This window comes from Vibrio sp. B183 (assembly GCF_000740665.1).
In the GTDB taxonomy this organism is placed as follows: Bacteria; Pseudomonadota; Gammaproteobacteria; order Enterobacterales; family Vibrionaceae; genus Vibrio; species Vibrio coralliilyticus.
On record NZ_JPQB01000005.1, the window covers coordinates 399,555 to 424,158 of the forward strand.

A 24,604-nucleotide genomic window follows, 5' to 3' on the forward strand; every position below is an offset into this window, starting at 1 on the left:
TCTGAAGCAGAAATAAAAAACGAGTAATATTTACAGGTTAAGTAAGAAAAACTTACAGATGAAAAAACTAGCACCTCTTAAGTCTATTTACTCCTTCATTGCTGCTGCAGAAACAGGCAGTATGACGGAGGCAGCCAATGAGCTGAGCGTCAGCCACTCTGCTGTTAGCCAAGCTATCAAGTCACTCGAAACGCAAATCGGTCAGGCGTTGTTTATTCGAGCGGGGCGAAAAGTGGTTCTCAATGCAGCTGGCCGCAGGTACTACAAACAAGTAGCCCCGGCAATAGAACAGATTGTAGCGGCCACTCAAAATCTGATTGACGAACAACAGAGTCAGAGACTGACGCTCAATATGGTCCACTCTCTGGCAATGCACTGGTGGATTCCCCGAGTCAATCGATTTAATCAGTATGCGCCGCAACTGGATATACGCATTTCAAACCTAATCGGTAGCTTTGTGATGGAAAACGAGGGCATTGATGTCGCAATCATTCATGGAAAGACTGACGATTGGCCTGATTACTACTGCGAGTTACTAGCTAGGGATGAATTGGTGATGGCCGCTAGCCCTGAGTTAGTCAATGACGAGACCACACCAGCATCTTTATTGGCTCAGTATCCCGCTATCGTTGCTGCTAACGACAGACGAAAATATGACTGGCAGGTATGGTGTGAAAACCATCAACTCTCTATGCCACCTTTTGCCAATAATTTGAGCTTTTCAGCCTCAATTCAAGCGGTTCAAGCGACCATTCGTAAACTGGGTGTCTTTGTGACACATCGACAGTTCATCCGAGACGATGTCAGTCATGGCTCTCTCGTCGAGGTTGGCCAGCCAGTCCTCAACCCTCATCAGGATTTTTACTTCGCCTGCCAGCCCGAGAAACTTAAAAATGAACACGTTCTGATACTTCGCAACTGGCTTCGTAGTGAATTCAGCACTTAGCTGCCATTTATAGATTTTTTTATTATATAGAATGACATTGGGTCTCCATTTTCTCTAAACTAATCATAGAGTTAAAAACGCCAATTTATTATCGATTATTATATTTGACCATCAAATACAATGAGTTACCTATGCGCCAAAATTTAGTGCCTTAAATTTAGCCCCAACTTATAAGCAATACGACTCATATAATTAATTGATCTCATTCAATTTCCTTTTCTAATACCTTCATTCAGACTCCTTTTTTTCTTCTAGACTTTAATTGCCGGATTGTGAATTTACGGGCAAGGAATCAAATGGCGAGTTTTGTAGGACAACATTTAGAAGAAATGGCGGATATGCGCTCTGCTCGCAAATGCAAAGTCGTGCTCCTCTGTTCTGTCATTGCGCTCGTCATTTTAACCTATTACGGCTCTATCCATATTGCCAATCAAAACTACCTGTTTGGCACACTCAATATGCTGTGTGTGGCAGTGCTCTCAGCCAATCTTTGGTACCTCAGGCTTAATCAGTCAGCCAACTTTTCAGACTTGGTGCTTTCATGTGTTTTGCTCTTTCAAGGAATGATGTTGCTACTATTCGGCGAACATATCTCCGATCGCCTTCTTTGGCTCTACCCTATTATGGCGGCTGTTATTTTTGTCTGTGAATTCCGCTATGGATTGCTGTTCAGTAGTAGCTTCTATGTTTTGACGATGATCACCTGTCTATTTACGGATTTAGTTTCTGTGCCACTGCAGCTCTCTGTAGATAGATTTCTGATCAGTTTATTTGCCCTATGCTTACTGTGTAATACCTCATCTTACTTCTACTCCAAAGTCGTCAACTATATTCAATCGCTCTATAAAGAGGGGATTGAAGACCTCGCTTATCGCGATCAACTCACTGGACTTGCGAATCGTTGGAGCTTTGAGAGCTGGGCAATGGAGAAATTAGAAGAAGTACGTGCCAATAAGACGGTCACCGCAATGGTGTTTCTCGATATTGATAACTTTAAGGCCATCAATGATACCTATGGCCATGATGTAGGGGATCGAGTTTTACAACATTTCTCAAAACGCCTAAAGAACAATATTCGCTCTAAAGACAGGAAGACACAGAAACACGACTATTCAATCGCACGTTATGCTGGTGATGAGTTTGTCTTACTTCTTTACGATGTACGAAGCATAAAAGACCTTAACAATATACTGGAGCGCATCTGTCATTTGTTTGAAGACAGCTACCAAAGCACAGAAAGGATTAATAAACTCACCGTAAGCGCTGGTGTCGCAATCTTTCCAACCGATGGAGATTCACTGCCAGAGCTCACTCGCTGTGCAGACAAAGCAATGTACGCTGCAAAACATAACGGAAAAAACCAGTATCGATATTACCAACGTGACCATGCTGGAGCAGCCAACACAATCAAGAGCACTGATACAGAGAAGGTAACCCCAATAAATAAGTTTAACGGCTCATGAACATGAGCCATAGACAGATAGCCATCACGACTAGCATCCAAGCAGCGTAACGAGCAGAATTAGGTTTATCCTTCTTTGGCACAACAATGGGTTTCATCGCAGCCTCTCTCGCTGCCCTTGCAGCTGTCGACAAAGAGCTACGCTGTGCAATTTGATCACGTCGAGCTTGCGCTTTATTCGCCACTTTACCAAACCGGTGCAACTGATCTGCAGTAAGCTCTTGATTGGGATCGTAACGAGCATGCGGGTCTTTGTGTTTTGGTACTACAGCCATCATCAACCTCCTCTCGAATCGGTTCCGTCACAAACTAAGTATAGCCAACGGTGTAATTGACAAATTTGTTTATTACTTAGCCATATTTCGGAATTTCCGAACAATAAAGCAGCTACTTAATCATATAGCCTTGTTCTCAAACCCTTTCATTAGTTTATTCAAGCAAAGTCTTTGCCAAGATTTGAAAGCATGTGGAAATGATTTTTGGACGGTAATGTGATGAAAAGAGGAAATATACGTCCTCTAAAGATGAGATTTGCGTTTTTAAAATCGAATTGCGTTTTGTTTTGCATGTTATTACTCGCCGCCCGCCATACAGACATACGCGACGAGATTGTTGGTTTTACTTTAAAGGTACTCGCACAGATAAGCAGTTGCTGCAGTGACTTTAAGATCGAATGACGAGTCGCCTGCTACGTTAAATGACTCGCCTTTGGCGTAAGTTACCCAATCCTCATCACCAACACGTTTAACGGTTAAGCTACCCTGCACAACCGTCATACGCTCTGGCGCAGCCGTGCCAAATGTATATTCACCAGGAGCCATTACCCCTACACTAGATTGTGCGTCGTCTTGCTCGTACGCTAAAGACTGTACGTTCCCTTCAAAATAATGATTTGCTTTGATCATGTATCCTCCTTGAAATTATTCGATAGAAACTAAGCATCAGAGCTAGTTTTTATCGGAATCATTGACACCTAGCAAGTAAGTATTTCAACCGCACGCTAGGCGGTGCATTTACAAAGTGATATAAAAACAGTGGGTTGCCGTATAAACACCCAAAAGATAGGAGAATGTTCGATGTCTAAGGAAGAATCCAAGATCCCAACCAATAGATTATCTCGTTTTGGTCAGATGGCATCATTGGCGACCAAAATAGGCTCTAATGTCGTTGCGGAAGGAACAAAGCAATGGATGAAAGGCAATAAACCGAGTAAACAAGAGTTATTGCTTACTCCTACCAATATCAAACGCCTGGCCGATCAATTAGCACACCTACGCGGTGCAGCAATGAAAATAGGCCAAATGCTCTCTATGGATGCGGGCGATCTTCTTTCCCCTGAGCTGGCCGATATTCTGGCTCGTTTACGTTCTGACGCCAACCCCATGTTGGCCAAGCAGCTCACACAAGTCATGTCGAGCGGCTTAGGCGACGATTGGAAGTCTCAATTCTTGTCGTTTAACTTTAAGCCAATAGCCAGTGCGTCAATCGGACAAGTGCACTTTGCTCATACTGATGCCGGTGATCCCATAGCAGTCAAAGTTCAATATCCAGGTATCAGAAAAAGCATCGACAGTGATGTGGACAATGTGGCGACACTTCTTAACCTGGTAGGCTTAACTCCCAAGAATGTCGACATCAATGGCCTTCTTCAACAAGCGAAAGAACAACTTCATGACGAAGCCAACTATAAAAAAGAAGCCGAATTTCTCGAAACGTATCGAAAGCATTTGATTAATGATACTGAATTTGAAGTTCCAAGAGTTTACCCTGCGGTGAGCTCTGAAACTGTGCTAACTATGTCTTATCTCGAAGGGCAGCCTATTGAAACAATCAGTAATTGCGACCAAATCACTCGTGATAAAGTGATGACCGCGTTGCTATCCCTTCTTTTCAGAGAACTGTTTAAGTATCAACTTGTGCAAACAGACCCCAACTTTGCCAACTATCTGTTTAATCATGAGAGTAAGAAAATCGTTCTGTTGGATTTCGGGGCGACCAGAACATACAGCGACAAAATCAGTCAAGGTTATCAACGAGCGTTTAAAGCGGTGACTAAAAATGATAGTCATGCATTAGATAGCGCACTCTCTCAGATAGGTTTCTTTAGTCAAGATATTGAAAGCCAACAGAAAGCAGCCATTTTAAATTTGGTCGAACAGGCCTGCGAGCCCATGCTTTATGATGGGGAGTACGATTTTGGCGCCAGTGATTTGTCCGTGAGATTGAGAGAAGCAGGGACAGTACTAAGTATGGAAAAAAACTACTGGCACACACCTCCAGCAGATGCACTATTTCTCCATCGTAAGATAGGAGGGCTATACTTATTAGCAGCAAGATTGAAAGCAAAAGTCAATGTTAAGGCGTTGGTGGCACCTTATATTGACTAAAATAAAATGTGCATTTTTTGGACTGAAGATCAAACTTATCATTGATAATCAATGTCAATAAGAAAACTCTTGCACCACGGCGATTGAATTAAAGGTAAACTTTCGAGTTAGTTTCGCTGATCAGAGCAGTTTAATGTGGCGTTAAATAAAACGACCAATGCACCCAGATTGAAAAAGCGCTCTTACATGGAAAAAGAAGCTTTTATAAAATTATCTTTTGCTACGCTATTTGTCACATTGGCGGTAGCTTTTGCGGTCCTGCTTTTTGTCAGCTACAAAGATTACACACACCCCAAGCATGTCTACGGTCGTTGGATCGAAATTGGTACACCTGAATATAATACTGAGATTCTGACCTTCAATGAGAGGGGCGTTTACCGCAACGACCGATTAATCACCACTAATTTCGGCTTTGATGGAAAAATAGTGACGGTCACGACGGGTGGCGGTATTTCAATTTATCAAATTGCGGGCACATTCAAATCCCCTCAGCTCCGTCGTTTAGAACCCAACAGCCCGACTCAACGGTTTATCAAAGCCGGTTATGAAGATACCGTAGATATGGGTGGTGGTGGCTCGGCTAAAAATCGCCGTGCCGCTTTATCTGAACACTTCAGCAGTAAGAAATAAACAGAGCGTTGCTCAGTTTATTGATTTACCGTCATCAGAAATGAAGGCGAATAAGACCTGTCGGAAAAATGTCGGTAGTGTGCCTACTGACAACCCCTTATACTTGTCCTCATAACTTCAACAATAAGACCCCTTAAATGAATGAGTTAGTTGCTTTATTGCCTCAGAACCTTGTGACTATGCTGCAAAGCTGGGATACCAACGTTCTGTTCATCACTGCCGCAAGTTTCTTTGCTTGGATCGCATGGCGCATCATCTACGGTAGACTAGAGATTCTTGTCGGCAAAACCAAATTCCACTGGGATGACCTTACTCTACACGCACTCAAAACGCCCGTCAGCACACTGATTTGGTGTTGGCCCGCGACAATTTCACTTGGATTCATTCTGCAAGACTACATGGGGTCTAAGCTGAACTGGCTAAGTACTTTAAAACTTCTACTGGTGATCGCTGTCTTTATCTGGATCACCATGCGGTTGATTAACAATGTCGAAGAATATGTTTTAAAGCAGAAGTCTAGGGACGAGACGACAGTCCAAGCGATAGCCAAGGTGTCGAGGCTGTTCTTCATTACCATTGGTATGCTGACCATCATGCAGGCATTTGGCCTAAGCTTGTCCGGTTTACTAACCTTTGGTGGTGTCGGTGGCTTGGTTGTGGGTTTAGCAGCCAAAGATCTCCTCTCCAACTTCTTTGGCGGTATGATGATTTATTTCGATCGTCCGTTTAAAGTCGGAGACTGGATCCGCTCTCCGGATCGCCAGATCGAAGGCACCGTAGAACGCATCGGGTGGCGAATGACAATTATCCGCACTTTCGACAAACGACCTCTTTATGTTCCTAACTCAGTATTCAGCAACATAGTGGTGGAAAACCCATCACGAATGCTCAACCGAAGAATCAAAGAGACCATCGGCGTTCGCTACGATGATGGTGAGAAGGTTGCTCAAATCGTAAAAGACATTAAGACAATGTTGAAAAACCATCCTGATATTGATACCAAGCAGACTCTTATCGTCAACTTCAATGCGTTTGGCCCATCATCACTACAAATGATGGTGTATACCTTTACCAAAACCGTTAACTGGATTCGCTATCATGAAGTCAAAGAAGATGTTCTGTTAAAAATCATGTCTATCATTCACAAGCATGGCGCAGATATCGCGTACCCAACTCAAACCTTGAAGTTTGAGCCGCAATTTTCAGACGAACAGACGCAAAACGAACTCTAATAATAAAGCCCTCATTCGAGGGCTTCTATTTATGTTTGAGTTACAGGTTCTCTCTCCACTGGGTCTTCGGCGTGTTCGGCATACCAGTAGAGCCAGATCATTGATAGACAGACGATAAAGCAGAAACCAAATAACCAGTTGGCGCCTAACCACTCAATCATCATTCCCCCAAGCAATGGACCAATTGCAAAGCCCAACGTATAGAGCGCCGTCGCACCGAAGTAAGAGCCCCTCAAATGGGCAGGCGCGAGTCGGTCAATTTGAACGTTAATGGTAGGGAAAGTCACCACCTCTCCGAGGCTGATAATAAAGCTGGCTATCGCCCAGCCTATCGCGGCATCTTTTGGTGAAAGAATGAATGCCAGTTGCCCAATAGCAATCAGGATAATCCCTATGCGAGTGCGGGTAAAAAGCGGAAGCTTTTCCATCAGTTTAAGTAATGGGAACTGGAATAGAACAATGGTCGCTGTGTTGATAAACAGCAACATCGCAATCAATGTGGCAGACTCTTCAATGCCACTTCGCACAATAACCTGAGGAACTGATGATTCGAGCTGCGCATAAACGAACATCAACATCAGGTTAGCCAACATCAACAAGACGAAGATTCGGTCTTTACTGATGACTTTCAACGTCTGGCGGAAATTGGGTAATTGTGAACGATCAGGTTGCTTAAACTTGCCTTTACGCTCAATCCCAAAAAGAATCCAAAAGCAATACGCTAAGTGAGTAAACCCAGTCACCATAAACAGGCTTTGAGGATCCGATAACGCCAGCGTTACCCCAATAAGAGGCCCTATTGCCCCACCAATATTAAGCAAAAAGTAACGTGTGTTAAGTGCCAGCTCTCGGTCTTTCAGATCATCAAGCGAGTCTCCTAACACCGCCTTAGCTGGCCCATCAATGAGAGGATGCATCAAGCCAGTAAAGAGAATGAGAATGTAGAAATGCCAAACTTCACTCGCCGAAGCGATGCCGTTATACGCAAAAAAAGCGATGATACAGCCGGCCGACATCAGCCACTTTCTGCCGAACTTGTCAGATAGATAACCCGAATAGAGCCCAGCGACTGAACCTATCAAGGCAGACGCTGCAAGCATCGAACCAACCTCGATAGCAGAGGTACCATAATCCTGATAGAGGAAGACAATCAAAAACGGCCAAGCCATGAAATAACTAGTCCGGGCAATGAGTACGCCAATCAGAACTGTCCAAACGGAAAAGTTAAAACGTTTCACCCTTTCCCATTGAAAAAGACTTTGTTCTTTATCCATTGGCTTACTCCTTCATTAACCAGCTTGTTGCATAAGTGTTAACTTAGAGTATATGAGTTTTCAATGTAAAAGATAGCGTTATTTATAATTCCAATAAAAAGGCCCGCAATACGCAGGCCTAGTCAAAATATCGCTTATTTTCTATAGAGTTATAGTATCTAATTCTGAAAGCTTAAATCGCCTTTTACCCACTTTTCACTCTGGTTTTTCCACCAGAATGACGTATTTATCTCATCATTGAGCTCAAGTATTTCTCCAACCATAGGTGTCACTAATTTCGCGTCCGTAACTTTGGCTTCTTCGATGAGATCGGTCATGGGTTCATCCCACTTGTGAGCAAACAGCTCGAAAGTGGACCAATGAACTGGGAACAATCGCTCTGCGCCCAGATCCATAAATGCCTGCATCGTATGTCGCGCTTGCATATGCCCCCAGTTTTCGACAGGGAAACCCTTGCCCTCTTTCACATTGGCGGCCACTTCAATGAATGCCATATCAAACGGTCCGAGTTGTTTTCCGATCTCTTTAAAATGTGTGTCGTACGCTGAATCACCGCTGTAAAACAATGAGCCAGATTTGCCATAGATGGCCCAAGAAGCCCAAAGCGTGCTATTGGAATCAAAACCAGTACGGCCAGAATTATGGTTTGCTGGGGCTGCAATCAGCTTAACGCCATTGATGGTGGTCGACTCCCACCAATCTAATTCTTGGATCTTAGCAGGGCTTACGCCCCACTTTTCTAAATGGCGCCCTACCGCTAATGGCACCATAAATACGACGTCTTTATCAGCGTAGTAACGAATCGTCGACTCTTCTAAATGGTCATAGTGATCATGTGAAATGACAATAGCGTCTGGTAGAGGTAATTCATCACGTTTCACCGGCGCTTTTACATTTCGAGAAAAAAACTTCTTCGCCACCCAAGGTGATGCATGCTCAAACACAGGGTCAATAAGGATTCGTGTTCGGTCTATATCGATAAATAGACTTGAGTGTCCTAACCAAGTAACACGCATATCATCACTACGTTGTGCCAGTTTGACCATATTGACGGGAACATGGGGCAACATGGTTTGAGGCTTGAGGGAACCTCGTTGGAAAAAGAATTTCCACATCACTGCAGACATACTCTCAGGGCTAGGCACGCTGGGCATTCTAGCCACTACTTTGCCATTTTTAAATTGCTTTGAGTTGACGATTCTTTTAGCTCTCAGCCGCTCGCTCTGTTGACGCTCAACACTGCTTTCGGTGTTAAGAAGCTGGCTGAATCCCATTACACCTAGTGCTGAATTTACCGATGCTTTGATCCTATTGCTCATTTTCATGACCTAGTGGCTACCCAAGAAAGTAAACGATGGTGTATACTTTAGACACTGCAACATTAAAAGTAAACACCATCGTTTACTTTAAGTATCTTGAGATGAGTGCATGATTAAACGAAGCGATATAAAACAAGAAGATATCATCAGATCCGCCATTGAAGTTTTCTCTCAAAAAGGCTTTGAGCAGGCCAGTATGGAAGGTATTTCGAAACATGCTGAGGTTTCAAAACGCACGTTATACAAATACTACCCAAACAAAGATGCTCTATTTGAGGTCATTGTAGATAAGCTAATATGTCGCTTTGATGAACAATGTGAGCTGAAATTTGAACCTTCTGTGTCAGTGGCAGCGCAACTTATCGATATCACACTCAAGCAGATGTGTTACATCAATACTGACGATTTTCAGATGACCGCACGCTTAGTCATGGCGGAATGTATCCGATGCCCTCACACTTCTCAGTTACTGATGAAACGTTTTGAGGCTATCGAAGATTCTTACGGTCTTAATCAGTGGGTAAAACAAGGCATTGAGGCTGGAGTGCTTGAAGTCGATGACATCTCCATGGCTGTTGAACAATTTATCGGAAGTATTAAAGCCGTCGTTTTTTGGCCTCAACTACTTGGGCATCAACCTCCGGCAAACTGTGAGCTACTAAAAAGCGCAGTAGAATGTGCAACTCACACCTTCGTTGCACGTTATCAGACGAAATAACGTCTCTCTGGGCAAGAATACCAAGTCAAGTTCTTGCCTCTCTCTTCTAACCATCTGTTTAATTAGAAATAACTAAATAAAAAGTCCAAACTCAAAGTAAATACCTGTTGTAAATAGCCAATAACGACCATTCTTATAAATAAGAATCCCAGACATCTATAATTGTATCCATTTTGAGAAAATTCAATTATTCTCATCCAACTTAGAAAATAAAATAAATAAAAAACACACTCTCAAATTATTGAGTAAAACATCTAATAATTATCTAACCCACTATTTATTAGTAAATAATTTAATCTATCACCCTCAATCTAAAACAATACACCATCAGTCTTAATATTGAGCCACCTTATATCATTGCAACCTATATAAAGATGTTATAAAAATGCGCCTTGCTATTTTTATTTGTTAAAACCTTACAGGGATTACATGTATTTCAGGAGCTCACAATGAGTGAACGAGGAAGGATACGTATTACCAATTATCACGGTAAAGTCTTTTATCGTCTTATTGACTGCTTGGTAATACTCTGTGCGTTGTATATTGCTATCAAAGCAAATGCGCACATTGTTACCTTAGGCTACATCTCTGCAGGTCTGTTGGGTGTTATCATCTACTCTTTCATCGCTGAAAGTCTGGATATATACAGCCATTGGCGTACTGCTAAACTTCGTTCTCTGGCGCTTTATACTTCTTTTTGTTGGGTCTCTACCGTTGGTGGACTCACGTTACTTAGCTATTTTTCAAAAACTGGCCCAGACTTTTCCCGTCTAATTATTGGTTATTGGATTGTACTCACTTTTGCAGCTCTACTTATTTGGCGCATGTTCGCTTTCATGGCACTTTATTACCTCCATCAGCGGGGCGTTCATACAAAAAAAGCAGCCATTATAGGTTTAACTCCGCAAGGATTAGAACTATCAAACAACTTGCGTAATCATCCAGAATTAGGAATTAAACTCACGGGTTTCTATGATGACCGAGAGCCGAAGCGACTAACCAGTGATTTACCTATATTAGGCACAATAAAAGATGCATTATCGTTAGCAAAGAATGGCGAAGTGCAAAATATCTATATTGCTTTGCCAATGCAGGCACAAAAACGTATTTCAGATATTTTGGAGGCCTTTTCTGACAGTACCGTAAATACGTATGTCGTGCCCGATTTCTTCACGTTTAATCTATTGCATTCCCGTTGGTACACCATAGGTGAAGTCAACGCATTCAGCATATTCGACACACCGTTTAATGGGTTATCGACTTGGTTGAAACGTTTAGAAGATTTGGTTTTGAGCAGCTTAATTCTTGTGTTGATTAGCCCAGTACTTCTTGCCGTCGCGATCGGTGTAAAAATTTCTTCTCCGGGCCCAATCATTTTCAAGCAGCTTCGATACGGCCTGGATGGTAAGCCGATCAAAGTGTGGAAATTCCGTAGCATGAAGGTAATGGATAATGGCGCTAAGGTCGCTCAGGCAACAAAGAACGACCCGCGTGTGACTAAGTTCGGAGCTTTCATCCGTCGTACTTCATTGGACGAGCTCCCTCAGTTTATCAACGTACTGCAAGGTCGCATGTCTATTGTTGGCCCACGTCCTCACGCTGTCGCGCACAACGAAGAGTATCGCACTATTGTGAACCGTTACATGTTGCGCCACAAAGTGAAACCAGGCATTACAGGTTGGGCTCAGGTTAACGGATGGCGCGGCGAAACCAACACCATCGACAAGATGGAAAAGCGCGTGCAATTCGACTTAGATTACATCCACAGATGGTCTCTATGGTTCGATATTAAGATTGTTTTCCTTACCGTTTTCAAAGGTTTTGTTGGCAAAAATGCCTATTAAGTCATGGACATGATGTTTATTATGAATAGATTCAACAAACTCACATCAATCACAAGCGGGTTTCTGACTCTTGCGGTTTCTCATTCGGTCTATGCGGCGCCAACACCTGTGCCAATTGAAACAGAATCGGGTATCGCAATAGTGCCTTACCTGAACCTCTACAGTGGCTATAACAGTAACGTGGCGAAAGAAGAGTTTGATGAAACCAGCTCTTGGTTCGCTGTCTATGAACCCGGTGTCGGGTTTGAGCTGGAAAGTGACAAACAAAAGCACAATCTTGGCTATCGCATCCAGCGCGGTGAGTTTTTTAGCTCACAACGCGACAACTATACCGATCACTTTCTTGACCTGACCAGTTACTGGGAAGCGAACTCAAGAAATGCGCTTGATCTACGCTACAGCTTAGCCAAAACGCATGAAAACCGTGGTGACAACGATACAACCTCCAACCTCGACTACAACAAATATGTCTCTAATTCGTTCAACCTTGGCTATCGCTATGGCAGCACCGAAGCAAAAGGTCAAATAGAAGCGAATGTTGGTTGGGGTGATTTGTCGTACAAGAACAACCGAAATGTGACTCGATATCAAGATTGGGACGAAGGCAGATTCAGTACCGCTTTCTTCTACAAAGCATTTCCTAAAACATCGCTGTTAGCGCAGTACATCGTCAATGACCGTAGCTACAACGAAGTCGCTCCGGGTTCCAGCGAGCGTGATAGCTTGCACCATTTTGTTTACCTAGGCACCTCATGGGATGCCACCGGTAAGCTACGCGGCAGTGTTAAAATTGGTTATCAGAACAAAGAGTTCGACGCATCACAGCGAGAGGATTTTGACTCATTTTCATGGGACGTTGACGTTGCATACATGCTGAGAAGCTACTCAGCACTCGAACTGAAATCTAGCCGTAAGTCCACTGACCCTAATGGTTTGGGTGGTGCAATTGATACCTCAGTCTACAACGCTAATTGGTCACACAACTGGTCAGAAATTATCTCTACGCATACTGAGCTTTCTTATCTGTCTGAAGATTACACTGACAGTAGTCGCAAAGATGATACTTCCAAAGCGAGTGTTTATCTTGATTACGATTTTCGTCGTTGGTTGACGTTCAAAGGCGGGGTGTCTTACGAATCTCGTGATTCTAATCTAAGCAACTTTAGCTATGACCAGTCTGTCTACTACGTAGCAGTAGAAGGTGTGATGTAAGATCATGAAGTCTCTATTTTCAATTCTGCTGCTATGTGTTTCGTTTCAAGTCTTTGCTAGCGATGAGCTTTATCGTCTTGGCGTTGGCGATCTGATTAAGGTGCAGGTTTATGACGAACCTGAACTGTCACTAGAAACCCGCGTTAGCGATAGTGGCTCTATCGATTACCCTTTCCTTGGCAGCGTCGCTCTCAAAGGCCGCACTCTAAGAGAAGTCAAGCAGTCCATTCATGATGGATTGCTTGACGGCTATCTGGTCAACCCGAACGTCTACGTCAGTGTCGTGGAATATCGTCCTTACTTTATCAACGGCGAAGTCATCACGTCTGGCGGTTACCCGTTTCATCCCGGGCTAACCGTGAATAAGGCCATCACTATTGCGGGTGGATTTACTGAGCGAGCTTCAAAGTCAAAAATCTTCGTTTCGTCCAGCGACGAACCAGATTCAAAACCAACTCGTGTCTCCCTACTTCACCGAATCCAACCTGGTGACATTATCACCGTTGAAGAAAGCTTCTTTTAATTGAATATTATGGAAAATACCCAGAATTCTCCGGTGAGCAAAGAAGAGCTCATTGATATCCGCCAATACTTTAAAGTGTTGCTTAACTATAAGTGGCGCATCATTATTTTCTCAATACTGGTCACTGCTCTGGCGATATTGGTGGTACTTTCACTGCCTTCAAAGTACACAGCTAGAGCAACACTTCTGATTGAATCTAAGCAAGCCAACATCATCTCTATTGAAGAGTTTTACGGCTTAGACACCAAGAGTCAGGAATACTATCTCACTCAAATAGAGATTTTGAAATCAGACCGAGTCTCCGAAGAAGTGATTCGTCGTCTCAATCTGACCAGTCACCCTGAGTTTGATCCGCGAGCACAGGAAGAATCCAACGTTTCTTTGAAAGATCGCTTGATGGAATGGTTTCCTGTCCTTCAAGCTTTTAGAAAGTCTCTACCCAATGAAGAGCTTGAGCAGTCAGACTACGCAAGAAACAAGCTAGTACTTTACAAGTTCAAACGCGGATTAGCGATCAACCCGATCCGTAAGACACAGCTTGTACAGATCTCTTATACCAGCAGAGACCCAGAGCTATCCGCGCAAATTGCTAATGAAATCGGACGCGTTTTCATGGACAGCAATATTGAAGCGAAAATTGAGGTCACTCAACAGGCGTCGAGCTGGTTAAATGAGCGTATTGGAGATTTGCGCGAAAAACTGCGTCAATCGGAAGCTCAGCTACAAGCGTTCTTACAACAAGAAGGTCTAGTTGATATTCAAGGGGTGGAAAGTCTCGCCTCACAAGAGTTGGCTGAACTCACCTCTCAGTTAAACAAAGCTCGTGATCGTCGTGTTGCAGCTGAAACACTGTACCAGGTAGCCAGAAACTACAAATCTGACTCAAACCAGTTGTCAGCGCTTGCTTCGGTACCAGAGATTTCTAACCATCCAACCATTCGTGATGTCAAAGTTGCAGAAGTTCAGGCTGAACGAAAAGTTTCGGAACTCTCTAAGCGTTACGGCCCTAAGCACCCTAAGCTCAAGGCCGCAATTGCAGAGTTAGAATCCGTTAAGAAGAACCTGCGCTCAGAGTTAAACCAACTACTCAATGGTATCAATAACGAGCTTAAAGCCGCCAGGCAAGCCGAGCAAACCATTCGTGGCGAACTAGAAAAACGCAAAGTTGAGTTTCAGGCTTTGACCGTCAAGAACGCCAGATACTCTGAGTTGAAGCGCGAAGTACAAACAAACCGTGAGCTGTTTGACCTGTTCCTTAGTCGCCAGAAAGAGACCAATGCGTCTAGCGATTTCAACGCCAATATTGCACGTTTTACCGACTATGCGAGCCCTCCGCTTGCGCCAAGTAAACCAAACCGTAAGATGATCGTCATCTTAGCATTCCTAGCTTCTTTGAGTTTTGGCTGCGTAATGGCATTCGTTGCTGATGCAGTGAATGACACCTTTACCGATATCAAACAGGTATCAAAACAGTTGTCACTCGAAATTCTGGGAATCGTTCCAGCACTTAAAACCAAACGCCCACTGGATGGCAAAGCCTACTTCGACGAGCGTAACCGTCAGTTGACAGAAGCCGTTCGAACAGTGCGCACAGGATATTTGCTAGCGAACTCAAACAAGTCAAATTCTGTTGTCATGGTGACGTCTTCACAGCCCGATGAAGGGAAAACCACGTCAGCCCTCAACCTAGCGCTTTCATTAGCGCAAATGGAAAAGACCTTGCTGATCGACTGCGATTTGAGAAAGCCGACTGTCGCCCGACGTTTTGGTCTGCCTTCTGCTCAGCCAGGCGTAACGAACATCCTAACCAAAACTCATGCTATCGAAGATTGTATTTATCACGATGAAGAGTCTGAGCTGGATATTCTCGCCGCTGGGACATACACCAACAACCCACTTGAGCTTATCTCTTCAACAGGCTTCGGCGATTTCGTTGAGCAACTGAGAACCAAATATGATCGCATCATCATCGACACACCACCTTGTCTGGCTGTCAGTGATGCCTTCATGCTATCGCGATATGTTGATTCAGCGGTCATCGTCATCAATGCTTCGCATACCCGAACTAAAACAGTACGTGATGTAGTTGGCAAGCTCGCTCAGCAAGGCACAAGGATTGACGGTGTGATCCTTAACAAACTGAACGTTAAAAAAGCGTCCGCTTACAGCGGCTACAAACAGTATCAGTCTTATTACGGAGTCGAAAACGCGTAATGAAAGGCAAGGTTTCCGCTTTGTTGTTTAAGCTGGGGCTAGCTGCCTCAGCCATGTTCATTCTGTTTCTTTCGTATCACTTTGGTGTGGCCTCGCTCTACGCCAAAGCGGTTTCAAATAAAATAGAGCACTGGAACGCGTCAGAAGAGAAGCCGCAGCTAGGCGAAATAGAAAGCGCTGAAAAGTTGATAGACGCCAGTCTTAATCACCATTCTTCTCACCCACACTACTTTGACTTACAAGGAAAAGTGTACGAATGGAAGGCGTACATCAGCGACGAATCAGAGAAAGGCAAATATCTGAGTTTGGCTAAGCAAGCATACATCAATAGCGCAGAGCTTAGACCGAACTGGCCTAACACCTGGGCGAACCTAGCGGCTTTAGAAACTCAGCTCAGCGGGGCTAATCGAAGCCAATACCTGATCCAAGCAGATACTCACGGCCCCTTTATTCCTGAAGTGAACCTAAAAATTGCAACGCTGGCACTCTCCAACTGGCAGACATTCACACCTAAGGAAAGGAAGCTAGCGATGCCACACATTTATCGAGCTATCAAACACAAAGACGTTCGCCAGACATTTCGCGATTACCTAACGCAAAGTAACAAGTTTCGCTTTGCTTGTATCGTGATGAAACAGATGCAGGATGTGGACTATGCGTCGATTGGTTCGTGCCGCTATCTCAAAGTATGAGTGTTTCATAATTGAACATACGAGCGAATCATTTTTAAGAAAAACAGAATGTTAAATCAATAATTGTCGATTAATCAGTGTAAGACCATATACTGGCCTTATTACCGCTCACATTGAGTATTCAGGACTTATCACCATGAAAAACAGAATATGGATGTTGATTGCCAGCCTTGCGTTTTCAGCACAAACAATGGCAGAAGAAACACCAAATGTGGCCTGTTCCGATCTCGACGCAATCCAAGCGTCCTTAGATAGTGCGACAGACTTGACTTCTACTCTCGCCAGTTTGTTAACCAGCTGTCCTGACCAAACAACCGATATTCTCTCTCTTGCTGCTCAAAGCCATTCCGATGACAGTCTGGCTGTACTCGAAGCGGCAACACAATCTCTGGCACCTGAACAAATCGCCAAAGCAACAGCGATTGTGGTTAGCCACGCCAATCCAGATGCGTACGAACAGCTTATCCAACAAGCGGTGTTCTCTGCTCCTGACTATGCTCAGGATATCGTCGACGCTGTCGCCGAGCTCAATTTGCTCGACCCAACAGACATTCTGATTGCCGCGATTTCAGGCGGCGCTGACCCGGCGTTAATCAGTGAACCAACCGCTGCGGGTATTGCAACCGCTCCACCTTTAGCGGTTAACCCAGGCGCAACTACTGCATTGGGTACTGGCAATGGTAGCGGTGGTGGTACTGCCTCGCCAAATTGAGTTTTGATATGTCTATTCAAGGCAGGCCATGAGCCTGCCTCTTTTTTGTGCTGTTTTTATGACCAATTACCTTGAACGTCTGATCTACCCACTGTTTCTTTTATTTGTATTTTGGCTACCGATCCCTCTCGGAGGAAACAGACCTTGGGCGTGGTCGATCAATGAATTCTTCGTAGCGGGATTACTACTGTTTTGCATTCTGTGTTTTTCCACTGACCACTGGCTACATCAATTAAAACGAACTCGGTGGGTATTGATCCCACTTGCAATATTTACCCTTTGGGCTTTTATTCAACCCGTTCTTCCCTTTGGTTCGTTTGAGGACACCGGCCTAGCACTCGTTTCCTCAGTAAAAACACTCCATTATTTGCAGATCTGCCTGATCGCTTCCGTCGTTATCACCAATATGCCGCGGCTAAAAGCGCTTATTCTTGTCATGGTTAGCAGCGGTGTGTGTCAGGGTTTTTATGCCGGTGTCATTCAGTTGGTTGATCTTCCCTTATCACCCGTTTTTGATTTACCCAATGGACATCGAGCGTCTGGTAGCTTCGTTTATCACAATCATTTAGCCAACTTTCTGATGATTAACCTATGCATTGGTTTTGGATTGCTGATCTCCCAATTGCAAGACAGTCAAAAGCAAAGCATCACCCTATCGGCACAGCGCTTCTTCGCTGTATTCCTGTCCGATAAGGCTTTTATCCGCCTGGGTTTGATTATCATGGTGATTGCCTTAGTGCTGACGCGTTCAAGAATGGGGAACGTGGCATTTTTCATCGCCTTAACCACAGGCAGTTTGCTTCTGTTGCTCCTGTATAAGAACAAGCCTAAAAGTATGTACGTTTTGATTGCCAGCCTGTTTGTGATCGATACGGTCATCGTCAGCACTTGGTTTGGCCTAGAAAAAGTCAAACAACGTTTGGTGGAAACCAGCCTGAGCAACGAATCGCGTGACGACGTGGTTTACGCCGCATTGGAGGCAATTCAACATCAACCTCTGCTTGGCTTGGGGGGAGGCAGTTTTTACTCGTCGTTTCAGGCCTACAACAACGGAAAGATTCAGCTCTTTTACGATCACGCCCACAACGACTATATCCAGTTTGTCTTCGAGTATGGTCTGATTGGTACATCAATACTGGCAGTGGGTGTTGTCGCCGCTCTGCTTAAGTCGATGCAAGCTTTTCGAAATCGACGTAGCCGTCAGATGAAAGGGGCAGGGCTTGGGGCTTTTATGGCTATATTAGGGATGCTGATCCACATGAGTGTTGATTTCCCACTGCAAGCACCAGCAACGACTATCTATTTCTTACTTTGTCTACTCATCGCTCACTGGGTTTTTGCCATCCCTGCCGTAAAACGTAAACGCTCAGATGACTAGCGAGTAAGCGAACACTCCCTCGCAATGAGGGAGTGTTCCTTTTTCATTACAATTGCTTCTCTACGATTTCTTCCAGTTTATCGTAAGGCACATAACCTGGTATCACGCTCTCGCCGACAATCAAAGCAGGCGTTCCACGCAAACCGAAGCCATTGAACAACACGTAATTGTTTTCCAACTGCTTTTCAATGTCTTCAGGGTTGTTCAGGTATTGCTCTGTACCTGTTTTCTTGGCGATTTTAGCCAGAGAAATTGCATCGTGAGTACCTGGTTTCGCCACTAGCAACTCGTGAACTTGAGGATACTTGTCACGTGCGTTTTGCCACACATTCAAAGCATAACCCGCCGAGTTAACACTCGAAGAACCTTCTTTCAACGGAACATACAAGTTAACGACTTTGATCTGCGGGTAGTCCTCTACCAGCTTCTGCAATTCAAGATCTAGCTTCTTACAATAAGGGCAGCTGTAATCTGTCACGTTAACCAAGGTTAACACCGCATTTTCTGCCCCTATAGAGGTGTGCTTAGGGTCATTGATGTACGCTTGGCTGCTCGATAGCAACTGATCAAATTGTTGCTGCTGTTTAACGTACATGCCCAGACTCTCATGAAGCCCGTCGACGACACTTGGATTGGCTTTGAGCATCTCGACAATTTCGTTGATTTTCTCGTCCTGATTTTGAGCTTGAGCCAGAGGCGATAGCGCCATAACGCCCATCGCCAGTGCTATTGTTAATTTCTTAATCACTTTATTGTTCCTATTGATTTAACCAAAGTCTGGCTAACATATCCGGTGGTGTAATGATGCCTGTTGTAATGCTTTCCACCTTGCCATCTTTGATTATGAAAACGGTTGGGGTTACGGAGATATTCCAACGATTGAATATCTCCCCTCTTTCATCATTAATATTGCTAAATTGATACTCTTGAGCCTGCATAAACTGACGAACTCGAGCGGAGGTTCCTGACGAACCAGCGACACCGATAACCGGATAGTACTTACTCAACCAGTCAACCGTTGGGCTGACAAACTTACACGCAGGACACCAAGTCGCCCAGAAATAGACCATCACTGGCTGCTCATGGCTCATGGCAATCACATCGACTGACTCTCCATCCAGAGTGACACCCGTGATCGGCGGCGCCGATTCAGTCGGTAGGCTCTGGCTACGGAACCAGTCCATTGCCGCAGAAATCGCAATAGCCAATACCACCAGAATCAAAATCTCTTTAAGCCAGTAACGCAGAGAACGTTTCACTAACTGTTCCCTCCCCCAGCGGTTGCAATAGCTTCCATGATAGCCTCACTTGATAAGATGACAGGCAATGGGATACCTTCGGGAGCACTTGGCCCATAGACAATGTTAAACGGCACACCAAATCGGCCATTGGCACGCAGGTAATCCGTCACTAAGCCATCTGGATGCGTCCAGTCCCCTTCAATCAAAGTGACCGATGGGTGCTTCAGTGCCGAATAGACTGGATCCTGGAGAATGACGCCAATTTTGTTCGCTTTACAGGTAACACACCAATCTGCCGTCACGTTGACAAATACGGTTTGGCCTTGACTCACGGCTTGTTCTATCCGCTCATTCGATAAACGCTCCCAAACCAAATCATCAGGCAAGGGTGTTGCCCAATGATCAGTAGTCATGCTCGCTAGAACAAAACCGCCTGCTATCAAGAGCACAGCACCACCACCTGAAATCGCCATGGCTTTGTCGCCATACACCTTTTTCACGCGAATCAGTACAACTACAAATGCCACCAAGGCAATAAGCAGCGTCCAGAACGGAGGTATATGGTTATTGAGTAGTGTGAGTAGCCAAATACTGGTCGCCAGCATCATGACGCCGAACAAGAGTTTGAGCTTATTCATCCATGCGCCTGGTTTCGGCAGCAGTTTTGCAATACCTGGGAAAAGCGCAACACCAATCCAAGGAAGCGCCATCCCTACGGCTAAGGCAGTAAAGATCGTAAATAGCTCCAGTGAGCTAGCGGCTAATGCAAAAGCTACCGCTGTTCCTAAGAACGGGGCAGAACACGGAGTGGCAAGCAAGGTAGCAAACATACCTTGGGTAAAGTGTCCGGCATAGGAATTATCGCCTTTTGATGCAGCCCAAGTATTGGTTTTTGAAGACAGGCGGATCTCGAACAACCCCAACATATTGGCACCAAACAGACTGGTGACCAGCACCATAATGGCGATAAACCAACCGCTTTGGAACTGAATCCCCCAACCCACTGCATTTCCGGTTAGCTTAAGTATCAACAGAAACCCAGCCAGCAACCAGAATGAGGTAAGAATACCAGCCGAAGACGCGAGAAACTGCCAGCGGATCTGGCGTCGTTCAACACCTTGAACTGCCACAATACTGCTGAGCTTCATACCCAAGACAGGTAGAACACACGGCATGACGTTAAGAATCAAACCGCCGAACAGAGCAAAGCCAATCATCTGCAATAGAGAGATATCGGTCTTGGTCACTACCCCATTTGAGACGGTGACGTCCTGCTCAGCCAGAAAGTTGTTGTCTTGAACCGTGACAAAAATACTCTGCTCAATAAAGCTGATGTCGCCTAGCCAACTCGACACATCAAACGTTGCCGTAACTGTATCTCCATCAACACTATAGCCAGTCAGTTTGTAGCTGTACTCCTTTGCATCATCCGAATGCCCATCGACAATAAAGTCTGGGTCCTGCCAACCAAGCGCTTTGGTCATCTGAACTTGAAGAACATTGGCATTCGCATCCCAGGTCGCTTTTGCATTCGACAACAAAGGCGAAGACTTAGGTACCTGGCTGATGGCTTGGGCATGCGTATAAAGTGCGTCTTGATTGATAATCAGCTCACTTGGGGTGAAAGTGAGTGAAAATGGGTAATCCGTAAGCACACAAATCGTGGTACAGGACGACATCGTTAGCTTGGCATCCAATACAACGGGTTGAGCAAAATCCTTGACTGCTAACGTCATAGGAATCACGGTTTTATCTTTATAGCCCAGTGTATTAATGCCAAGCAAACTGAACTGTTCCGGGTAAGGCCAGTGCCACTCTACGTTTTCAAGATTGGTCGACTCTCCCCAATCAATAGAAGGAGCAACACCACCTTCTCCCGGGCTGCGCCAGTAGGTCTTCCAGTCGTCATCCAGTTCAACTTCTAGAAAGCCTTCTACGGTTTTACTCGCAGCGTCAGCCTGACCCGTAAGAACAAAGCGAGTTTTGAGCGGCGGATGCTCCTGCTTGGTCATCCAGCCGGTATCGACTTCTGCAAAGGCTTGGGTGGTGAATAGCAAGGTACTCAGTGCAAACAACAGAGAGATTGCACTCATGACCATGTCTTTTAATAAACTTCTCATGTGTATTTCCAAAATAGTCACCATTTTCGTAAATGGTTGATATAACAGACGTATTAAATCCTCTGACCGAAGTCAGAAACACATGACTGAATTTATTCTCTGAAAACACACAAGGTGAGGTGAACCCTAGATTTTGGGACGATAGGTTCGGTAAAGGATGGGGCTTCTGGTCGACTCCGAACCAGCCAGGCAACGATGACCACGATGAACAAAAACATCGGTACCATCATGTTATCAAGATTAACCTTCGCACTGCTGAGCAACTTTTCTGTCAGGTCACACTGTTTTTGAATGCCATCACCGTTCTCGGTGAGCTGAATTGTGTCGGTAAGAGCAGACTGCTTAAACGAGCACATGCTAATGATGCTGGTATTCTGCATAAAGCAGATAGCAAAAACCCACCCAACCAAAAGTAAGGTAATTCTCGCCATCACTGCAGATTTCAAACGCTTGATCATTAACTCTGTAAAACCCGAGGATTAAAACCGCCCCATTATGGGTATGCGGCTAAAGTGAATGTTAGTGTAGTGTCAGAACTTCACTATACAATTTTCTTTTGTAAAAAAATCTTATCAACGCCTGCCGTTGGGAAACCTTCGTAGCGCCCAACTTCTTTAAAACCAAGCTTGAGGTAAAATTCCGCAGCCTGAAACGAATAGGTATCCAAGTAAATATCCGTTACGCCATGGGCTTTAGCTTCTCGCTCGACTCTAGCCATTAAGCTAGAACCAGTGCCAGCAGAGCGTTTGACTTCATCTACCCATAAAAATTCAACAAAAAGTGTATTTGTAAAAATCTCACCCGTTAATCCGCCAACAAAATCACCTTGTTCATTTTCAGCAATGCACGCCAACGACACAATGTCTTCATCAGGAAAATGCTTGAGGTTAAATGATTTCAGCCCATTGTAGATAGCATCTTTAATGTTCTTTGGCGGGTTCAACATGAAACTGATGTGCATAGGCGTCCTTTCCTCTTAACAAATAAGGCCAGCAATTGCTGGCCTTACATTACAACTCTGCGATAAACGAGCTTAGCATCCAAAATGCCAGAATGGCAAAAATCAGCCCCATGAACTTATGTTGGTATGTTCGGAACTTGGCATTTTCAAGCAGTGGTTTACCTAAAGTACCCACCAATGCAACCAACAGGAAGTTGAAAGCGAGCCCTAGCACATTGAGCAGTAACCCCAATGCCAACATTTGTTCTCCAGATGAAGCCTCTATGTTTACCGAAACAAACTGAGGTAAGAACATGACAAAGAAGACTAAAGCTTTAGGGTTAAGCAAGTTACTGACTAATGCTCGCTGATAGAAAGTCCCAGCCACTTTACTTGACGGGTCCAAATCAGGATTCCCACTGTCGCTCGCTCGTAGACAATCCCAGCCCATTTTTAACAAGTAAGCGCCACCTAGAAGATGAAGCGCCTTAAGCGCTAGAGGGCTCATCGCCACCAAGGCTGAGACGCCCGCGGCAGCAAGCAGCGTTAAGATCACACCTGATGTCGCGTTACCCAAACTGGCAAAAACACCTACTCGACGGCCATAACTCATACTTGAACTGGCGATCAGAAGCATATCCGGGCCAGGCAACAATAAAAGTGCCACCACTGCAGTTAAATAAACTGGAAGCACAGACATATCAATCATAATTATTATATTAGACAATCAATAAAACGCGGGATTTTATATCAAAATAAGATCAATAACTAGGTACAAAACTCAATTAAAAAGCAAAAAAGCAACACATAAAACCATCACAGACCATTAACTTTTTCTTAAAAGGAAAGCAATTTTGTACAAAAATAAGCGAAACTTATAAGCTAGACTGGTGAGAGTTTTAAGTGTGGAGTTTCTAGGAATGGCTGATATCAAAAAGAAGGAGTCGGCACGTTTTCAATTTGCTTCTGAGCTTGGCGGGCTAGAGTTACTCGATGCGAAATATACTCATCAAAACTTTTCACGCCATAGCCACGAAGGCTATACCGTTGGTGTTATAGAGAAAGGCGCGCAAAAGTTCTATCGAACCGGAGGCAATCATATTGCGCCTCAAGACAGCATTATTTTAGTCAATGCGGATGAAGTGCATAACGGCCAGACGGCGACTGAAGGAGGATGGGAATACAAAGCCATGTACCCTCTTCCTGAACAGTTCTCTCAGATAACTTCAGGTTTAACCCCTACATTATCTGCCCCTTACTTCCCAGAGCCAGTCGTATACGACCCTGAAATGGCACAACAGTTAAGGCTGGTCTTTGATGTACTAGAAAAGTCAGACAATAAACTACTTAGAGAAACGTTGGTTTACGGCACACTGGTTAAACTCATCGCTCGCCATAGCAAAAGCCGACAATCAAGCGATTTGATAACGTCTGGCTCTAAACAAATTGGTATCGTTAAGGAGTTTCTCGATGACTTTCCACAAGCGAATGTATCGTTGGAAGATCTGGCCAAACTCGCAGGATTAAGCCCATTTCATCTTGTGAGAAGCTTTCAGAAAGCGTATGGGTTGCCACCACACTCCTACCAAATCCAATCACGACTTAGATTCGCAAAGCGCCTGATGCGTCAAGGCATGAAAATATCCGATGTTGCTCAAGAATCCGGATTCCACGATCAAAGCCACTTTCATCGCCACTTCAAACGAGCTATGGGGGTCACCCCAAAGCAATACGCCAACAGCATTTAGCTGCGCAATTTT

At 44.5% G+C, this 24,604-nt stretch carries 24 protein-coding genes; 14 read left to right on the forward strand and 10 right to left on the reverse strand.

What is annotated here, in order from left to right:
* Positions 1 to 58: 58 nt before the first annotated feature.
* Together IX95_RS07505 and IX95_RS07510 are read left to right on the forward strand one after the other, a co-directional pair.
* Entirely contained in the window at positions 59 to 946 is an 888-nt protein-coding gene (locus tag IX95_RS07505; RefSeq protein ID WP_038158347.1) for a LysR substrate-binding domain-containing protein, read from the forward strand.
* 296 nt (positions 947 to 1,242) lie between these two features.
* The gene (locus IX95_RS07510; RefSeq protein WP_038158350.1) at positions 1,243 to 2,409 is read left to right on the forward strand and encodes a GGDEF domain-containing protein; all 1,167 of its coding nucleotides are present in this window, start codon (positions 1,243 to 1,245) and stop codon (positions 2,407 to 2,409) included.
* Here IX95_RS07510 and IX95_RS07515 read toward each other — a convergent pair.
* Entirely contained in the window at positions 2,396 to 2,683 is a 288-nt protein-coding gene (locus tag IX95_RS07515) for a hypothetical protein (protein WP_019274230.1), read from the reverse strand. The two genes, IX95_RS07510 and IX95_RS07515, sit on opposite strands and share 14 nt — an antisense overlap.
* Before the next feature lie 348 nt (positions 2,684 to 3,031).
* A complete protein-coding gene (gene ppnP / locus IX95_RS07520; RefSeq protein ID WP_038158351.1) occupies positions 3,032 to 3,313 on the reverse strand; it encodes a pyrimidine/purine nucleoside phosphorylase in 282 nt (93 codons plus the stop codon).
* A 171-nt stretch (positions 3,314 to 3,484) separates the two neighbouring features.
* On the opposite strand from ppnP, the gene IX95_RS07525 reads away from it, so the two are divergent.
* From IX95_RS07525 to IX95_RS07535, 3 genes are all read left to right on the forward strand, one after another.
* The gene (locus IX95_RS07525; protein ID WP_038158352.1) at positions 3,485 to 4,795 is read left to right on the forward strand and encodes an ABC1 kinase family protein; all 1,311 of its coding nucleotides are present in this window, start codon (positions 3,485 to 3,487) and stop codon (positions 4,793 to 4,795) included.
* Between the two features lie 186 nt (positions 4,796 to 4,981).
* Positions 4,982 to 5,425 (forward strand): DUF2850 domain-containing protein, encoded by a 444-nt coding sequence (locus tag IX95_RS07530; protein ID WP_019274227.1) that lies wholly within the window; start codon positions 4,982 to 4,984, stop codon positions 5,423 to 5,425.
* Between the two features lie 137 nt (positions 5,426 to 5,562).
* The gene (locus IX95_RS07535; RefSeq protein WP_038158353.1) at positions 5,563 to 6,657 is read left to right on the forward strand and encodes a mechanosensitive ion channel family protein; all 1,095 of its coding nucleotides are present in this window, start codon (positions 5,563 to 5,565) and stop codon (positions 6,655 to 6,657) included.
* A 29-nt stretch (positions 6,658 to 6,686) separates the two neighbouring features.
* Here IX95_RS07535 and IX95_RS07540 read toward each other — a convergent pair whose 3' ends face one another.
* Positions 6,687 to 7,931 (reverse strand): MDR family MFS transporter, encoded by a 1,245-nt coding sequence (locus IX95_RS07540; RefSeq protein WP_038158355.1) that lies wholly within the window; start codon positions 7,929 to 7,931, stop codon positions 6,687 to 6,689.
* A 158-nt stretch (positions 7,932 to 8,089) separates the two neighbouring features.
* A complete protein-coding gene (locus IX95_RS07545) occupies positions 8,090 to 9,250 on the reverse strand; it encodes an MBL fold metallo-hydrolase (RefSeq protein ID WP_038158357.1) in 1,161 nt (386 codons plus the stop codon).
* Positions 9,251 to 9,359: 109 nt separating this feature from the next.
* Between IX95_RS07545 and IX95_RS07550 the strand changes: the two genes are divergently transcribed.
* The 8 genes from IX95_RS07550 (at position 9,360) to IX95_RS07585 (ending at position 18,543) form a co-directional block, all read left to right on the forward strand.
* Entirely contained in the window at positions 9,360 to 9,968 is a 609-nt protein-coding gene (locus tag IX95_RS07550) for a TetR/AcrR family transcriptional regulator (protein ID WP_038158359.1), read from the forward strand.
* A 449-nt stretch (positions 9,969 to 10,417) separates the two neighbouring features.
* On the forward strand, positions 10,418 to 11,812 hold the full coding sequence (gene vpsL, locus IX95_RS07555) for an exopolysaccharide biosynthesis glycosyltransferase VpsL (RefSeq protein ID WP_038158361.1): 1,395 nt from the start codon (positions 10,418 to 10,420) through the stop codon (positions 11,810 to 11,812).
* Between the two features lie 12 nt (positions 11,813 to 11,824).
* Positions 11,825 to 13,024, forward strand: a complete 1,200-nt coding sequence (locus IX95_RS07560) for an outer membrane beta-barrel protein (RefSeq protein WP_006960547.1) — start codon at positions 11,825 to 11,827, stop codon at positions 13,022 to 13,024.
* Positions 13,025 to 13,028: 4 nt separating this feature from the next.
* Positions 13,029 to 13,547 (forward strand): exopolysaccharide export protein VpsN, encoded by a 519-nt coding sequence (gene vpsN, locus IX95_RS07565; protein WP_038158363.1) that lies wholly within the window; start codon positions 13,029 to 13,031, stop codon positions 13,545 to 13,547.
* A 9-nt stretch (positions 13,548 to 13,556) separates the two neighbouring features.
* Complete coding sequence (vpsO, locus tag IX95_RS07570) at positions 13,557 to 15,761, forward strand: exopolysaccharide regulatory tyrosine autokinase VpsO (RefSeq protein WP_006960542.1); 2,205 nt, start codon at positions 13,557 to 13,559, stop codon at positions 15,759 to 15,761.
* Complete coding sequence (locus IX95_RS07575; RefSeq protein WP_038158365.1) at positions 15,761 to 16,453, forward strand: VpsP family polysaccharide biosynthesis protein; 693 nt, start codon at positions 15,761 to 15,763, stop codon at positions 16,451 to 16,453. The genes vpsO and IX95_RS07575 overlap by 1 nt, the downstream gene beginning before the upstream one ends.
* A 154-nt stretch (positions 16,454 to 16,607) precedes the next feature.
* Positions 16,608 to 17,165, forward strand: coding sequence for a hypothetical protein (locus IX95_RS07580; protein WP_051912495.1), 558 nt, complete (start codon positions 16,608 to 16,610; stop codon positions 17,163 to 17,165).
* A gap of 28 nt (positions 17,166 to 17,193) precedes the next feature.
* On the forward strand, positions 17,194 to 18,543 hold the full coding sequence (locus tag IX95_RS07585) for an O-antigen ligase family protein (protein WP_081885412.1): 1,350 nt from the start codon (positions 17,194 to 17,196) through the stop codon (positions 18,541 to 18,543).
* Between the two features lie 46 nt (positions 18,544 to 18,589).
* On the opposite strand, the gene IX95_RS07590 is transcribed toward IX95_RS07585, so the two are convergent.
* The 6 genes from IX95_RS07590 to IX95_RS07615 all read right to left on the reverse strand — a co-directional run bounded on the left by IX95_RS07590 (position 18,590) and on the right by IX95_RS07615 (position 23,553).
* Positions 18,590 to 19,291, reverse strand: coding sequence for a DsbA family protein (locus tag IX95_RS07590; protein ID WP_038158369.1), 702 nt, complete (start codon positions 19,289 to 19,291; stop codon positions 18,590 to 18,592).
* A gap of 10 nt (positions 19,292 to 19,301) precedes the next feature.
* Complete coding sequence (locus tag IX95_RS07595) at positions 19,302 to 19,802, reverse strand: protein disulfide oxidoreductase (protein ID WP_038158371.1); 501 nt, start codon at positions 19,800 to 19,802, stop codon at positions 19,302 to 19,304.
* Positions 19,802 to 21,904 carry a protein-disulfide reductase DsbD family protein gene (locus tag IX95_RS07600; protein ID WP_038158373.1) on the reverse strand — a complete coding sequence of 701 codons (2,103 nt, stop codon included), beginning with the start codon at positions 21,902 to 21,904 and terminating at the stop codon, positions 19,802 to 19,804. Before IX95_RS07600 ends, IX95_RS07595 begins: the two co-directional genes overlap by 1 nt.
* A 92-nt stretch (positions 21,905 to 21,996) precedes the next feature.
* Positions 21,997 to 22,362 (reverse strand): hypothetical protein, encoded by a 366-nt coding sequence (locus IX95_RS07605; protein WP_038158375.1) that lies wholly within the window; start codon positions 22,360 to 22,362, stop codon positions 21,997 to 21,999.
* A gap of 83 nt (positions 22,363 to 22,445) precedes the next feature.
* On the reverse strand, positions 22,446 to 22,865 hold the full coding sequence (locus IX95_RS07610) for a GNAT family N-acetyltransferase (protein ID WP_021457600.1): 420 nt from the start codon (positions 22,863 to 22,865) through the stop codon (positions 22,446 to 22,448).
* A gap of 49 nt (positions 22,866 to 22,914) precedes the next feature.
* Positions 22,915 to 23,553 (reverse strand): LysE family translocator, encoded by a 639-nt coding sequence (locus IX95_RS07615; protein ID WP_038158378.1) that lies wholly within the window; start codon positions 23,551 to 23,553, stop codon positions 22,915 to 22,917.
* A 211-nt stretch (positions 23,554 to 23,764) separates the two neighbouring features.
* Here IX95_RS07615 and IX95_RS07620 point away from each other — a divergent pair, with 211 nt between their 5' ends.
* A complete protein-coding gene (locus IX95_RS07620) occupies positions 23,765 to 24,592 on the forward strand; it encodes an AraC family transcriptional regulator (RefSeq protein WP_038158380.1) in 828 nt (275 codons plus the stop codon).
* The last annotated feature ends 12 nt before the right edge of the window (positions 24,593 to 24,604 follow it).

Excerpts from the sequence above, each read along its gene's own strand:
- IX95_RS07505 (WP_038158347.1), top strand. The coding sequence starts at position 59 with ATGAAAAAACTAGCACCTCTTAAGTCTATTTACTCCTTCATTGCTGCT.
- IX95_RS07510 (WP_038158350.1), top strand. The coding sequence starts at position 1,243 with ATGGCGAGTTTTGTAGGACAACATTTAGAAGAAATGGCGGATATGCGC.
- IX95_RS07515 (WP_019274230.1), bottom strand. The coding sequence starts at position 2,683 with ATGGCTGTAGTACCAAAACACAAAGACCCGCATGCTCGTTACGATCCC.
- ppnP (WP_038158351.1), bottom strand. The coding sequence starts at position 3,313 with ATGATCAAAGCAAATCATTATTTTGAAGGGAACGTACAGTCTTTAGCG.
- IX95_RS07525 (WP_038158352.1), top strand. The coding sequence starts at position 3,485 with ATGTCTAAGGAAGAATCCAAGATCCCAACCAATAGATTATCTCGTTTT.
- IX95_RS07530 (WP_019274227.1), top strand. The coding sequence starts at position 4,982 with ATGGAAAAAGAAGCTTTTATAAAATTATCTTTTGCTACGCTATTTGTC.
- IX95_RS07535 (WP_038158353.1), top strand. The coding sequence starts at position 5,563 with ATGAATGAGTTAGTTGCTTTATTGCCTCAGAACCTTGTGACTATGCTG.
- IX95_RS07540 (WP_038158355.1), bottom strand. The coding sequence starts at position 7,931 with ATGGATAAAGAACAAAGTCTTTTTCAATGGGAAAGGGTGAAACGTTTT.
- IX95_RS07545 (WP_038158357.1), bottom strand. The coding sequence starts at position 9,250 with ATGAGCAATAGGATCAAAGCATCGGTAAATTCAGCACTAGGTGTAATG.
- IX95_RS07550 (WP_038158359.1), top strand. The coding sequence starts at position 9,360 with ATGATTAAACGAAGCGATATAAAACAAGAAGATATCATCAGATCCGCC.
- vpsL (WP_038158361.1), top strand. The coding sequence starts at position 10,418 with ATGAGTGAACGAGGAAGGATACGTATTACCAATTATCACGGTAAAGTC.
- IX95_RS07560 (WP_006960547.1), top strand. The coding sequence starts at position 11,825 with ATGTTTATTATGAATAGATTCAACAAACTCACATCAATCACAAGCGGG.
- vpsN (WP_038158363.1), top strand. The coding sequence starts at position 13,029 with ATGAAGTCTCTATTTTCAATTCTGCTGCTATGTGTTTCGTTTCAAGTC.
- vpsO (WP_006960542.1), top strand. The coding sequence starts at position 13,557 with ATGGAAAATACCCAGAATTCTCCGGTGAGCAAAGAAGAGCTCATTGAT.
- IX95_RS07575 (WP_038158365.1), top strand. The coding sequence starts at position 15,761 with ATGAAAGGCAAGGTTTCCGCTTTGTTGTTTAAGCTGGGGCTAGCTGCC.
- IX95_RS07580 (WP_051912495.1), top strand. The coding sequence starts at position 16,608 with ATGTTGATTGCCAGCCTTGCGTTTTCAGCACAAACAATGGCAGAAGAA.
- IX95_RS07585 (WP_081885412.1), top strand. The coding sequence starts at position 17,194 with ATGAGCCTGCCTCTTTTTTGTGCTGTTTTTATGACCAATTACCTTGAA.
- IX95_RS07600 (WP_038158373.1), bottom strand. The coding sequence starts at position 21,904 with ATGAGAAGTTTATTAAAAGACATGGTCATGAGTGCAATCTCTCTGTTG.
- IX95_RS07605 (WP_038158375.1), bottom strand. The coding sequence starts at position 22,362 with ATGATCAAGCGTTTGAAATCTGCAGTGATGGCGAGAATTACCTTACTT.
- IX95_RS07610 (WP_021457600.1), bottom strand. The coding sequence starts at position 22,865 with ATGCACATCAGTTTCATGTTGAACCCGCCAAAGAACATTAAAGATGCT.
- IX95_RS07615 (WP_038158378.1), bottom strand. The coding sequence starts at position 23,553 with ATGATTGATATGTCTGTGCTTCCAGTTTATTTAACTGCAGTGGTGGCA.
- IX95_RS07620 (WP_038158380.1), top strand. The coding sequence starts at position 23,765 with ATGGCTGATATCAAAAAGAAGGAGTCGGCACGTTTTCAATTTGCTTCT.